Origin of the sequence: Arenibacter sp. S6351L, from assembly GCF_023016025.1 — a bacterium.
Classification (GTDB): domain Bacteria; phylum Bacteroidota; class Bacteroidia; order Flavobacteriales; family Flavobacteriaceae; genus Arenibacter; species Arenibacter algicola_B.
Genome location: NZ_JALKBB010000038.1, coordinates 34,499 through 48,970 on the forward strand (window position 1 = coordinate 34,499; position 14,472 = coordinate 48,970).

Below are 14,472 nucleotides of genomic sequence, written 5' to 3' on the forward strand. Positions count from 1 at the left end.
TTAAATCAATAAGATGAACCGTAACAAAAGGAATTTGATGGGAATTATAAAAGGTTTTGCTGTTATTTTGACGTTGATAATTTTAGTTTCATGTATAGCCACTCGTGAAGCATTCGCTAAAGAGCAGCCTCATATCATCATTATATACACTGATGATATGGGAATAGGCGACCTTTCTTGTTATAATAGTGGGTGGGTGAATACACCGAACATTGATAAACTGGCTGCTGGCGGACTTAAATTCAATAATTATTATACAGCTTCACCGGTATGCTCACCTTCACGCGCTGCTATTACATCAGGAATCTTTCCTACTGAACTGGGCATAAACACCTATTTGCATAGCAGGGCAGGTAATTTAAAACATGAGCAATTCGACTATTTAGACCCATCTTTTCCATCCATGGCACGTATGCTAAAAGATATAGGCTACAAAACGGGACATATTGGAAAATGGCATTTAGGTGGTGGAAGGGACGTAGATGACGCTCCATCTATAAAGCAATACGGGTTTGATGAATATGTAACCACATATGAAGGTCCAGATCCCGACCCGTTAATTACGGCATCAGACTGGATTTGGAGTGAAAACGATAGTATAAAGCGCTGGGAAAGAACAGGTTATTTTGTAGACCAAACCCTTGATTTTATTTCTAGAAATCGTGATGCGCCGTGCTTTGTAAACTTATGGCCCGATGATATGCATGACCCATGGATTCCAGATAGGACATATTATGGAGAAAAGGATAAATGGACAAGTCGTGAAGCTTTTGTTCCCGTTCTTGAGGAATATGATCGTCAAATTGGCCGATTAATGACTGGGCTAGAAGAATTAGGGGTTTCAGAAAATACCTTGGTTATTTTTACCAGTGATAATGGGGCATACCCCACCTTCGATCAAATACGTACAAATAGTCAGCGTGGAGCTAAGAATAGTTTGTACGAAGGAGGTTTGAGAATGCCGTTTATTGTACACTGGCCTTCTAAAATTGAATCGGGGAAAGTTAACAATCAAAGTGTAGTGTCCTCTGTGGATATATTACCGTCAATTTGCAGCATTACCGGAGTGAAGCTTCCAAAAAACTATGAAGGTAGTGGAGAGGATATGAGTAAGGCTTTATTGGGGGTCAATGAACAAAAAAGGAATACAGATCTTATGTGGGATTTTGGTAGGAATGAATTTTTTAATAAACCAAAACAAGTATATCACCAAAGTCAACATTTGGCAATTAGACGTGGGGAATGGAAACTGTTGGTAAATTCGGATGGCACCCAATTAGAGCTTTTTGACCTTAATAAGGATTGGAATGAAACTACCAACGTAGCTGGTAGTCATCCAGAGCTTGTTATGGTACTTAGCGAAAAGGTAATTCATTGGTATAAAACAAAGCGCAAAGTAAGATTGAATAGCCTCAAGAAGAGTTAAAACTAGGGTGTTAAATACACTAGTTATTGCTTTCGTGGGAAAATAATTACAACTAACCAAAAGTAGGTAAATATGAAATTAAAGCTATGTTTAATAATAGTAATCTTCATTTGCATGGATATGCATCCGAAAGATACTGAAGCATTAGGATTGCAAATTAAGAACAGTGTTGAGTATGGTCAAGGTCCGCAGCCAAATATACTCATTATAATAGCGGATGATTGTACCTTTAGTGATTTAACGATATACGGAGGACGAAACGTTGATACACCGAATATAGATTTGTTGGCCTCCGAATCCTTAGTATTCAATAGGGCATATTTGTCAATGGCCATGTGCGCGCCGAGCAGGGCAGAATTATTTACAGGCAAATACCCACAAAACAATGGAGTCGCCTATAACCATGGAAAAGCAAAAAAGAATATAAAGAGCATAGTTCAATATTTAGCTCCATTGGGTTATAGAACAGGTATTGCCGGCAAAATTCATTTAGAACCTAAGAGTGTGTTCCCTTTTGAAAAAGTAGAGGGTCTAGAGAGGAACTGTGTTGCAAAAACTGCAGAGTTCGACAGTGCTGGGATGGAGGAATTTATCGCTAGAGATAACGGTCCTTTTTGTCTTGTTACGTCATTGGTAGTGCCACATGCGCCTTGGACTGTTGGAGATGCAACCCATTTTAATAAAGAACAGCTTATTTTACCTTCTTATATGGCAGATACTCCTGAAACAAGAGAAAATTATTCAAGATATCTGGCCGAAATCGAAGTATTGGACGAACAAGTTGGCATGACTTTGCAAATGTTGAAGAAATCAGGAAAGGCTGATAATACAATAGTTATTTTTACAACAGAACAAGGTTCCAAGTTTCCTTTCAACAAATGGACTAATTATGATATGGGTGTACATACTGGTTTTATTGTTTGCTGGCCAGGAAAAACACCACAGGGAAAAAGAACTGATGCACTAATACAATATGCGGATGTATTACCTACGCTGCTGGATGCAGCAGGTGGTCAACTCAATGAGAAAGATTTCGATGGAAGTAGTTTTTTAGGTGTCATAAAAGACAATGTATCAAAGCATAGGAAATTTGCATATGGAATGCATAATAATATTCCTGAAGGTCCACCATATCCAATTCGTTCCATAACCGATGGCAATTGGCATTATATTAAAAATATTGAAAGTGAATCAATTTATGTCCTTAAGCACCTTATGGGAACAACACGTACAAGTGATTATTGGTCATCGTGGTTATATGAGAGTACTAGTAACGAGCATACTCTAATATTAGTAAATCGATATTTGAAAAGGCCGGCTGAAGAGCTTTACCATACCTCTGAAGATCCATTCGAGCAAAATAATTTAGCGGAAAATTCTAGATATCAAGAATTAAAATTAAAACTGTCCCAAGAATTGGAAAATTGGACTGAAAGGAATGATAATTCCACGGATAGTTGGGAGGCTTATAATGAGACAATAAATTAGTCTTTATGCCATTGTTTATATACTTATGAGGAACTTTATTGTAATATGGTTGTTGGGCTGGGCTTATAGATTTAGGCCCTTTAAGGCAAAACAACATAAAATTTTGATATTGAGGATATCTTTTAATACTGAATCGTAACTAGAAGTCAAGTTCAAATCTAACAATCGAGTATTTGGCAAATGAGTAAAGCGATAAGCCAGTTAAGAATTATTTAAAGATGAATAAGACAAGTATTATCATAATGAACTGGTGAATGACCTTAACTCATAGAAGATTAAGGGTAAATCCTGATACTAGTAGGAATAGTTTGGAATGTTCCAGTGACAATTCATTTCAACAATAAAGTATTTCGATTATAGCAGGATTTATTTTAGAAATATCTTTTTTAGAGATGAGTGGTTATAGGCCTGATTGTGAATATAACTTGGAAGTTGGAGATATGAAACTATAAATAGAAAATGAAGAACAAAATAACTCTGCATTACTTTAGAATGATTGTATTTTATTTTATTGGTTTCCATTTTAGCTGGGCACAAATATCATCTTTTCAGACCTATTCAGATAGACCTAATATGCTTTTCATTCTAACTGATGATCAAAGTCAACGTGATATGGGAGCATATGGTAATAAAGTGCTAAGTACGCCCAATATGGATAAGTTGGCTTCTGAAGGTATGGTGTTCGACAATGCCTTTACAAGCACGGCCATGTGCGTCCCTAGCAGAGCAACTTTATTGACCGGTTTATATCCAATGAGGCATGGTGCCGAAGCCAATCATGCTCCTATAAAGAAGGGTATAAATAGTGTCTCCAAATATTTGGGAGATTTGGGATATCGGGTTGGACTCATTGGGAAAACCCATATTAATCCTATAGATTCATTTGATTTTGATTACGTAAAGCGTCTTCAAGATTTTGCCTGGGATTCTACATTGACCAAAAATGAGATGCTATCGGCCATGAAAATATTAAATAAGGGAGGGGCGCCATTCGTCCTCTTTGTTTGTATTTCGAATCCGCATACGCCGTGGCCATCGGAATGGAGTAAAACTCCTGAAGAGGTTGAATTACCCCCCTATTTAGTGGATGAGCCCCAAACAAGGCTAACAATGTCCAGGTATTATTCACATGTGGAGATTGCAGATAAAAAAGTAGGAGAAGCTATTTCGGCAGCCCAAGAATTAAATTTATATGATGACATGTTAGTTTTTATGAGCAGTGATCATGGAGCCGAATTTGTCCATAGTAAATACACACTTTATGATGAGGGTATAAAAGTTCCATTTATAGCAAGATGGCCCGGTCATATAAAATCCAATTCCAGAACCTCGGCAATGATTGAATTTGTGGATATAGTCCCAACAATGATAAATATAGCAGGAGGAAAGCCTGTTAAAAAGTTAGATGGACAAAGTATGCTGCCTGTATTGTTGGGCAAGGCAGCGAATCATAAGACTTATGCATTTTCCAGCTCTTCCAAAGATGGCAATAAGACCGATTACCCAATCAAGTCTATACGATCTAAAGAATACAAGTATATTACAAACCCGGAATACCACGAAACCTATACATCTTGGATAACCGATTCGACATTGGGTGACAATTGGCCGGGATATGACCGTCATTATGGGTATTGGCTTTCATGGATAGCTGCCGCGGATACAAGTACCAGAGCAAAAAAAATGGTCGATAATTATTTACATCGTCCAAGTGAAGAGCTTTACGATTTGACAGAGGACCCTTACGAGTTAAATAATATTGCGAACAACCCTGAATATAAAAAGGTCAAATTAAATCTACGAGAAAGGCTTAGGAAATGGATGATCGAACAGCGAGATATTCATTTCAGCGCGGAATTTTTCAATGAGCTGCCCAAATAGAGTAAAACCGGCTTTGCTTTTTGGAGCCCAGATAGTTTTGGTCTTTTGCAGGAATAACGGTAAAAAATAAGTTAGAGTTTGTTAGTTTAGTTGGAAAAGGAACAATGGGTGACCGTTGTTCCTTTTTTTATAGCTAAAAAAAGAGTTTGCATAAAAATTTTGGGATTATGGGTCAGTAAAACGAATTTCTAGGTGAATAGTAAAAAAAGCAGAATTTCATCGGCTTTAAAGGTCTCCCTTATTTTTTTAAATGCTATCCTCATTTGGGATTCCACAGTTTTAACGGAAATATCCATTCTAAGGGCTATTTCCTTGTACTTTAAGCCATCCCGTTTATTTAGAAGTAATATTTCCTGGCATTTGGGAGGTAATTGTTCAATTACCATTTTCAGTTTTTTTATTTTTAGTTCAACATTGCCATTTTCCTCACTTGTATATTCATTGGCCATGCTATATTTTAGATCATCCAGAATTCTGTTTTTGCGTTGATCTTTTCGGTAGAGGTCTACATAGGAGTTATAGGCAGTGGTGAATAGAAACCTTTTCAGGGTTTGGCTTTCTATCAAGTCTGGACGTTTTTGCCAAAGCATAACAAAGCAATTTTGAACTATATCCTTCGCCTTGTCATGATTGTTGGTCAATGTCTTGGTATATGCCAGGACAGGGCCATATAGCTGCTCAAATACCAATTTAAAATTCTCTTCCTTCTGCCGCATATAAGTTTAAAAAACATTCCTAATAAAGTTGTATATAAATTAAATAATTACCCCTTTTTATGGGATAAGCCTGGTAATAAAATAATTTCCGGTTCATACTCATCTGAGCTGCTTTAAGTTGATTTTTTAGTAAGTAAAATCTATAAAAAACTTTGAAGCGGGAAAGCATCCATTACTTTCTTTCTGCTTTGGGAAAGGTAAATTACCAAAGTCTAAGACATAAATTAATGAAATGAATAATGAATCCCCTGGAAATATTGGATACCAGTAATTGCCTTTTGTTGAGATCACACGAACTAGAGTCATGTGTTCTTAAATATTATTTACTCTATCCATTCAAATAAATCATTATTAGCCTTAATAATAAGAACATATTGTATCATTTTTTCGTTCAAACCATTCAAATTAAATTTTAATATAAAAATTCAATGTATTTGACCCGAATTGCATGGTCTATGGGATGAATTGTATCGGATAATTCTTTGAAATTTTACAATATTGTATCACCATGGGAATTAATCTGTTAAGTCTGCTTTTTCTGTATCACCTTTAAATTTAAATTGGCTAGGAATAAAATTTTAAGCTTAGTAGAACAGACAGGTGATTATTAAAGAAAGGGTTACGGGGTTAATTCTTGACGGTCAACACCAATACACTTAAATAAATTAAGAAATATAGAAACAATGAGAAATACAACATCAGTTTATTTACAGTCGCCCAGAGAGAACATACAGGATTTTCACGTTCATTTACCAGTGCCTCAAAATGAAATTGGGTCATCCAATGGAACTATAGTACAAAACCCTGGATACTAATTAATAGTTTGACTTACCACATGGTATAGAGTTTTTGGTCATACGAATTTTGTATGACGAGGTTTGGGTAACTATGGCTTACAATTTCCTTTATTGGAAAATATTTTTTTTACTTGACCATAAAGACGACTTAATAAACATCACTAAACATTATGATAAATCTAAGATTCCTAATATTAGCTTTTTTTATTGTTTTTTCGATTGAAACAAAGGCATTTCAGTTTCCAGAAAATAACAATATTGATTCTCCCAACATTATATTTATTTTCATAGATGATATGGGATATGCAGACTTAAGTAGTTACGGTAACCCTTATATACGGACACCAAACATTGATCGTTTGGCAAAACAGGGCACCAAATTTACAAACTTTTATGTTGCTGCGCCAATTTGTTCACCCTCTAGGGTAGGTGTCATGACTGGGCAGTATCCCTCTAGACATAAAATAAATTCATATCTGGCAGCAAGAGATTACAATACAAAACGGGGCATGGCCAGTTTTTTGGATTCAAAAGCCCCTTTTATTGCCAGAGAAATGAAAAAGGCTGGATATGCTACCGCACATTTTGGAAAATGGCACATGGGAGGGGGTAGAGATGTGGATGATGCCCCTTTGCCAAGTGCCTATGGTTTTGATGAATCATTGGTGTCCTTTGAAGGTTTAGGTGATCGTTTGTTGATGGACAAGGACCATGGTTTATCGGAACAAAGTGCCAAATTAAAACAGGGTAATATAACATGGGTTGAAAAGCACGAAAGAACCTCTATTTATGTAGATAGAACGATCAAGTTTATTAGAGAACATAAAGACGAACCTTTTTATGTGAATCTTTGGACAGGCGATGTGCACGATCCATTTCGCCCAAAGGGAAAGTTTGAAAAAGCCTATGATTATTATGAAAACAATCATTATCAACAAAAATTCCTTGCAGTTTTACATGAGTTGGATATGGAAATTGGGCGCTTATTGGATAGTATCGATGAGTTGGGGTTGGCCGAAAACACATTGATAATTTTTACGAGCGATAATGGACCTACCGATTGGCAACATTATTATAATGAAAATTTCACTCCCCCTGGTAGTGCAGATCCTTTTAGAGGGCGTAAATGGAGTTTGTATGAAGGCGGAATCCGAGAACCTTTTATAGTTCGATGGCCACAAGTCATTCCAGCTGGAGCAGTAGATGTTTCCACTATTTTACATGCGACAGATCTCTTTCCTTCTCTTATGAAAATCTGTGGTATTGAGACTCCCATAAATCTTGATGGGGAGGATATGAGTAAAGCCTTATTAGGGAAGCCTCAATCGAGGATAAGTCCTCTTTTTTGGGAGTATGGAAGTGAGTTTGATATCAAACCAGGAAACCCCAGATTTAGAAGTCCAAAGCTTGCCATGCGCGATAACCAGTGGAAGTTGCTAATAAACCCAGATGGTAAAGGCGTTGAATTGTATAATTTGGAACAGGATCATGCTGAGACTAATAACGTGGCTGAACACCATAAGAATTTGGTGCGTGCAATGTCTAATAAAACTCTGGAATGGTATGACTCCGTTAAGTAAAATCAATAGGTTTGAATTTGTCGATAGTGAGATAGGATATCGAAAGGTATAGATTGTAATTTAGTACTGTATCTGAATAGTTTGAGATAATGTAGACAAACATTATTTTGGATGATAGTTGTGGGCATTATTATGTAGTTAAAACAGGTATTTTTTAAAAATATTTACTTGGCTTAACCACTGTCATAAATATTTTAAAAAAAAATCCAATGAATCTTATGGTAAAGCTTTTTTATTTAGTTGCATTCATTTTAATTATTTTGTCATGCAAAGAAAATCCGGCAACGAAATCACTTCAAATCAAGAAAGGGCAGCCAAATGTCATTGTAATTGTTGCTGACGATTTGGGGTGGAACGATGTAAGCTTCCATGGAAGTGACATAAAAACACCTTCAATTGATGCTTTAGCTACAGAATCTTTTGTGTTTAATCGCTTTTATACTGCACCGGTGTGTTCACCTACGAGAGCAGGATTGATGACGGGCAAATATCCCAACCGTTTCGGAATGCGTTACGGTGTAGTATCGCCCCCTACAAAAAATGGGTTGCCACCAGAAGAGATTACCTTTCCTGAATATTTGGCAAATAATGGCTATGAAAACAGGGCTGCCTTTGGTAAATGGCATTTAGGCCATTCCAATATAAAATACCATCCCTTAAATCAAGGTTTCAATTATTTTTATGGTCATTATAATGGTGCGATAGATTATTTTACGCACAAAAGAGATGCTGAACTCGATTGGCATAAAAACTATAGTACAAGTTTCGATAAGGGCTACTCCACCGATTTGGTGGAAAAAGATGTAATTAGATACATAGACAGTGTGAAAACGAAAGGTGCGTTTTTTACATATGTGGCCTTTAACGCACCTCATTCTCCAATGCAGTCAAAACTTGAAGAACTTAACAAATATGACTTTGACCCCAATATGAAAATGGAAGACTTTCCCGTAGGGGGCATGGCAGGTGCCGAAAGGGAAAAGGAGATATATGGCATGGAGGGACGCGGTAATAATTTGAGACAAACCTTTTCTGGGATGGTCAGTTCTTTAGACCATTCGGTTGGAGAAATAATGCAATATTTAAAAAGAGAAGGCATCTACGATAATACGATCATATGGTTCCTAAGTGATAATGGGGGCGTTGAATATTTTGGAGGGAATAATAAACCGTTGCGGGGACAAAAACATACAGAATGGGAAGGTGGCGTAAGGGTCGTGTCCCTGTTAAAGGATTTAGGGGCACTTAACAAAAAAGAAGAAATTGACCAAGTGGTCGGGTATATAGACGTGTTTCCAACTTTGGCCGATATGGTTTCAGAAATTCCGAAACATCAAGTTGATGGCATCAGCATCAAAAGCAGATTATCTGGCGAACCACTGAGGAAAAGGGACTTTTTCTTAGGGAACGGTGCTCTGGTCAACGATTCCTTCAAATTGGTAAAAGGTGAATTGTTCAAGATAGATGAAGATATGAGTGAAACAAAAAATGTTGCAGATAGTTATCCTGAGGTCTTTGAAAGATTAAAAACCGTGGTTGATTCTTTTAAAACTATTGAAAAGGGAAAATACATTAGAGAACCGAAAGATTGGATTCCCCCTAAAAATTGGAAAATTAAAAAAGCACATGAATAGAGGTGCAAGATTTAGATACGAAGTAACCAAGAAAATTGAACCAATACTAGGTGTTATAATTATACTTACTCTTGTATTGAACTCATGCAGGACTAAAACTAAACAAATTTTTGGTCAGGATAGACCCAAACCGAATATCGTTATGTTCTTGGCAGATGATATGACCTGGCGGGATTGTGAGCCTTATGGCAATCCCGATGTAAAAACCCCCCATATTCAAAAACTGGCAAGTGAAGGGATATCTCTGGACAATATGTTTACGTCCACTGCTATGTGCGCACCTACCAGACAGCAACTCATGACTGGATTGTTCCCTGTTCGCAGTGGTGCATTTCCAAACCATTCACAAGTATATGACGGAGTCAAAAGCCTTGCACATTATTTTGGGGATTTGGGATACCGTGTGGCATTGGTCGGAAAACAACATTATGGACCGGATGCGTCTTTTCCAATGGAATATTTAGGCGGACGACAGCACGATAGCGGAAAGGATGGAGCCGATATTGATTTGGAAGTAATCGAACCAATAGTAAACGACGACAGACCTTTTTTTCTTATAGTAGCTCAGAATCAGCCACATTCCCCATGGAATCGGGGCAATCCGAGCATGTACGATCCTAATAAACTGCAAGTGCCCGACTATATGGAAGATACCCCTAAAACGAGAGAGGGATTATCCCGATACTATGCCGAAATAACATATATGGATAGCCTTCTCGGGAAAACCTTAGAATATGTAGAAATAGCTGGGAAAACAAAAAATACCATATCTATATTCACTAGTGAGCAGGGATATTCTTATCCATTTGGCAAATGGACATGTTATGATTTGGGTTTAAAAACAGCATTCATTGCAAAATGGCCGGGGAAAATAGACCCAGGGACTAGAAATAGAGCAACAGCACAATATGTGGATGTAGTACCTACACTATTAGAAGCTATAGACGAAGTTCCACAAAAAATAAATACGGGTATTTCAGATGCAAAGGATTACAATGGGTTTGACGGCAAAAGTTTTTTGAAAGTTCTTATGGGCAAGAAAAATGAGCACCGTGATTATACTTATGGGATTCAAACAACCAGAGGTATAATTGATGGTTCCGAATCTTATCCAATTCGTTCTGTGAGATCGCATAAATACAGGTATATTCAAAATCTAAGTTCCGAAAGCAATTTTTATAACATAGTTGTAGTACGCGACAGTATATATAAGGATTGGATACAAAATGCTAAAACAGAAGAAGAACTGGATTGGGTCAAAAAATATCAAAAAAGACCATTTGAAGAATTATATGATTTAGAAAATGATCCATTTGAGAAAATCAATTTAGCGGGAAGACCGGAAATGGCAAAAGTGAAAAATGAACTTTCCGCTATTCTTGAAAATTGGATGGTACAACAAGGAGATAAAGGAGTGGAAACAGAAAAGGAAGCTCTTAAGCGTCAAAAAGGAAAGGGCAAGTGGATGTCACACGATCAAAAGTTAAAGGAAAAGAGTAACTAATATTAATTGAAATTGATTAAGAATGAATATATTGAAAACTGTACTATTATTCGTTGTCTTTACAATTGGTTCTATATTTTATTTTAAAGAATCAAAAGGCTCTTGGGAATTACTGGCCAATGATGATAATCGGCCAAATATCATTTTAATAATGTCCGATGATATGGGGTATTCTGATTTGGGCTGTTATGGGGGTGAAATAGAAACTCCAAATTTGGATTATTTGGCGGATAATGGAGTTCGCTTTTCTCAGTTTTATAATGCCGCACGTTGTTGCCCCACAAGGGCATCACTAATGACGGGCCTGTACCCGCATCAGACCGGTATAGGCCATATGACTAATGTTCCTGGGGACCCGAATTCACATGATTTAGGTGTACCGTCTTATAGAGGTTTTTTAAATCGTAACAACGTTACCTTAGGAGAACTTCTAAAGTTGAACGGGTATAAAACCTATTTGTCAGGAAAATGGCACCTGGGCATGGATAATGAAAATCAATGGCCTTTACAGAGGGGGTTTGATAAATTTTATGGAATTCTTGCTGGAGCATCCAATTACTTTAAACCTGAATGGCCAAGGGGTATTACTTTTAATAATGAACAAATTGCAGTCCATGAGGACAACTACTATACCACTGATGCATTTACGGGCCATGCCATAGAATTCATCGATGAGTCGGAAAGGAAGGAAAATAAAAAACCGTTTTTTTTGTACTTGGCTTACACCGCGCCTCATTGGCCATTGCAGGCTCCGAAGGAAAAAATAAGCAAATATTTAGAACGATATAAAGATGGATGGAGAGAATTACGTGAAAGTCGTTATGATAAAATGAAGAAATTGGGTTTAATAGATGAAGGGTGGGCCCTTACCTCTGAAGATGCTATATCTTGGAATACATTAAGTGACACCCAAAAAGAGGAACTCTCGCTTCGGCGGGCAATCTATGCAGCACAGGTAGATCAGATGGACGAGAACATAGGAAAGTTGGTATCACATTTAAAGGATAAAAAATTATTAAAGAACACTATTATTATTTTTTTAAACGATAATGGAGCTTGTGCAGAAGGAGGTATGTTAGGTGGAGGAAATTCTGAAAACCTACGGACAAAATCGGGATATTTTCTTTCTTACGGGCAGGCATGGGCGAATTCATCCAACACGCCTTATAGAAAATATAAACATTGGGTGCATGAGGGGGGTATATCGACCCCAATGATTGTGCATTGGCCAAACAATATCGACCCGAAATTAAACGGAAAAATAATTGATCAATATGGTTTTCTACCGGATATCATGGCGACTTTTGTTGATATTTCCAATTTAGAGTACCCTAAAGAATTTCAGGGAAATATTATACCACCTATGGAGGGAAAAAGCTTTCTTCCTTTACTACAAGGCCAAGAGGAATCTATTCATTCTGAACCTATATTTTGGGAACATGAAGGCAACAAGGCGGTTAGGTTGGGCAATTATAAATTAGTAATGGAATGGAAGTCTAACGAAGATAATAATTGGGAGCTATATAACATTGAAGAGGATAGGAGTGAAATAAACAACCTAAGTGAGAAGGAGCCTGAAAAAGTGGCTCATATGATTGAGATGTGGAATGATTGGGCTAAGGAAAAAAAAGTACTTCCATGGGACGAAGCACTTAATATCATGGTTGCACGGAAAACAAAGCATTAGCAATAATCAGCCGATGAATATTTGGAAGTAAGCAAAAATTTACGAATAAAATTGAATTCACTATTATGTTAAATAAAACCAATCTGAATTACGTTAGGAAAGAATCAATTCTATGGGCAATTAATTTGTTGCTCTGCTTTGCAATATCTTATGGACAAAAAAGAGAACAGAAGACTAGACCAAATGTACTTTTAATCCTTGTAGATGATTTAAAACCTACTCTTGGCACTTACGGAGACACAACAGTTAAAAGTCCAAATATAGATAACTTGGCATCGATGGGGATGCGCTTCGACATGGCTTATGCCAACCAGGCGGTTTGTGCTCCTTCTAGGTACAATTTGATGTTGGGGTCCAGATCGACAAGTACAGGTCTATACAGTTTTGGAAAAGACTTTAGAGAGCCATTCCCTAACGCAATTACCTTACCACAGGTATTTAAAAATGCTGGCTATCATACCGAGTCCATGGGCAAGGTATATCATATTGGACACGGAAATACCAACGATGAAATATCTTGGAGTATTCCACATCATAAAGATAAGGTTATCGAATATATCGTTCCCGAAAGTACGGGGCGGGAATTGACCAGGGAAGAAGCATTCTTTGAAAATACCAGAATGTATGTTGCAGATACGCCTAAGAACAAGGACCTTCCTAGAGGCGCAGCTTGGGAAAGTCCAGATGTATTGGATGACGCATATGCCGACGGTAGAGTGGCAAATGAAGCAGTGGATCGTTTACGAATGCATAGTAAGAACCAAGACAGTCCATTTTTTATGGCCGTCGGTTTCGCTAGACCCCATTTGCCATTTTCAGTGCCACAGAAATATTGGGATATGTATGATCCACAAAGATTGCCGATGCCACAATTTGAGGGTTATCCCGAAGGATCACCCAAGTTTGCTGTAAAAAGGGGAGGAGAGATAGATCAATTCACTCCAATTCCAGTAGGCCCTGACTTATACGAAGATTCATTGAAGAGGAAATTGATCCATGGATATTACGCAAGTGTAAGTTATATGGATGCACAATTGGGCAAAGTACTAGAAGAACTTCGGCGACTGGATTTAGATAAAAATACAATTGTTATATTGTGGGGAGATCACGGTTGGCACTTGGGTGATCACGGTATTTGGACTAAACACACTAATTATGAACAGGCCACCCGTATTCCACTGATATTTGTGGCACCTGGGATTACTCAACCTGGAAGTTCAACTAACCGAATTGCTGAAACTGTAGATATTTACCCAACACTGGTTGATTTGGCAGGGTTGAAATTACCGATCACTCCTCAGCCTTTGGACGGAACAAGTTTAAAAGCGTCATTGGATTTGGATGCAGAAGTCCTAGGAAATTCGGATTATGCCTATCACTCATATATCAGGAATAACTATTTAGGGGAAGCTATCAGGAACAACCGTTATCGTATGGTAAGATGGACCAACCTTAAAGATAATGCGGATGTTATATACGAATTATTTGATTATAAGACAGACCCCAATGAGACTAAAAACATTGCTGGACTAAATAAACAAATCGTAACTAACCTTCAGGATATTTTGAACTCACATCCTAAAGCAAAGACAGAATAGGGAGCCGTGATGTAGTCCTAGGATTAAACCAATAATAAAATTTAGGGTTTACGTTATTTGATCTACTTAGGCACTTTCAGGAGTAGCCCTAATTTTTAGAACACATAGAATATAAAATGCCCTTGGATTTTATTTAGGGGCATTTATTATGCCCGATCTTG

General features: G+C 37.3%; 10 protein-coding genes. 9 read left to right on the top strand and 1 reads right to left on the bottom strand.

The window, feature by feature from the left end; translation table 11 throughout:
* Positions 1 to 13: 13 nt before the first annotated feature.
* From MWU82_RS21920 to MWU82_RS21930, 3 genes are all read left to right on the top strand, one after another.
* Positions 14 to 1,426 (top strand): sulfatase-like hydrolase/transferase, encoded by a 1,413-nt coding sequence (locus MWU82_RS21920; protein ID WP_247097931.1) that lies wholly within the window; start codon positions 14 to 16, stop codon positions 1,424 to 1,426.
* Positions 1,427 to 1,498: 72 nt separating this feature from the next.
* The gene (locus tag MWU82_RS21925) at positions 1,499 to 2,914 is read left to right on the top strand and encodes a sulfatase (RefSeq protein WP_247097932.1); all 1,416 of its coding nucleotides are present in this window, start codon (positions 1,499 to 1,501) and stop codon (positions 2,912 to 2,914) included.
* A gap of 459 nt (positions 2,915 to 3,373) precedes the next feature.
* The gene (locus MWU82_RS21930) at positions 3,374 to 4,795 is read left to right on the top strand and encodes a sulfatase (protein WP_247097933.1); all 1,422 of its coding nucleotides are present in this window, start codon (positions 3,374 to 3,376) and stop codon (positions 4,793 to 4,795) included.
* A gap of 188 nt (positions 4,796 to 4,983) precedes the next feature.
* On the opposite strand, the gene MWU82_RS21935 is transcribed toward MWU82_RS21930, so the two are convergent.
* Positions 4,984 to 5,511, bottom strand: a complete 528-nt coding sequence (locus MWU82_RS21935) for an RNA polymerase sigma-70 factor (protein ID WP_247097934.1) — start codon at positions 5,509 to 5,511, stop codon at positions 4,984 to 4,986.
* Between the two features lie 683 nt (positions 5,512 to 6,194).
* Between MWU82_RS21935 and MWU82_RS21940 the strand changes: the two genes are divergently transcribed.
* The 6 genes from MWU82_RS21940 to MWU82_RS21965 all read left to right on the top strand — a co-directional run bounded on the left by MWU82_RS21940 (position 6,195) and on the right by MWU82_RS21965 (position 14,311).
* Positions 6,195 to 6,326 (top strand): RagB/SusD family nutrient uptake outer membrane protein, encoded by a 132-nt coding sequence (locus tag MWU82_RS21940; protein WP_247097935.1) that lies wholly within the window; start codon positions 6,195 to 6,197, stop codon positions 6,324 to 6,326.
* Between the two features lie 152 nt (positions 6,327 to 6,478).
* Entirely contained in the window at positions 6,479 to 7,888 is a 1,410-nt protein-coding gene (locus MWU82_RS21945; RefSeq protein WP_247097936.1) for a sulfatase-like hydrolase/transferase, read from the top strand.
* 209 nt (positions 7,889 to 8,097) lie between these two features.
* Positions 8,098 to 9,522, top strand: a complete 1,425-nt coding sequence (locus tag MWU82_RS21950) for an arylsulfatase (protein ID WP_247097937.1) — start codon at positions 8,098 to 8,100, stop codon at positions 9,520 to 9,522.
* Positions 9,515 to 11,026, top strand: coding sequence for a sulfatase (locus MWU82_RS21955; RefSeq protein WP_247097938.1), 1,512 nt, complete (start codon positions 9,515 to 9,517; stop codon positions 11,024 to 11,026). The genes MWU82_RS21950 and MWU82_RS21955 overlap by 8 nt, the downstream gene beginning before the upstream one ends.
* 22 nt (positions 11,027 to 11,048) lie before the next feature.
* The gene (locus tag MWU82_RS21960; protein ID WP_247097939.1) at positions 11,049 to 12,713 is read left to right on the top strand and encodes an arylsulfatase; all 1,665 of its coding nucleotides are present in this window, start codon (positions 11,049 to 11,051) and stop codon (positions 12,711 to 12,713) included.
* A 65-nt stretch (positions 12,714 to 12,778) separates the two neighbouring features.
* Positions 12,779 to 14,311 carry a sulfatase gene (locus MWU82_RS21965; protein WP_247097940.1) on the top strand — a complete coding sequence of 511 codons (1,533 nt, stop codon included), beginning with the start codon at positions 12,779 to 12,781 and terminating at the stop codon, positions 14,309 to 14,311.
* Positions 14,312 to 14,472 lie beyond the last annotated feature (161 nt).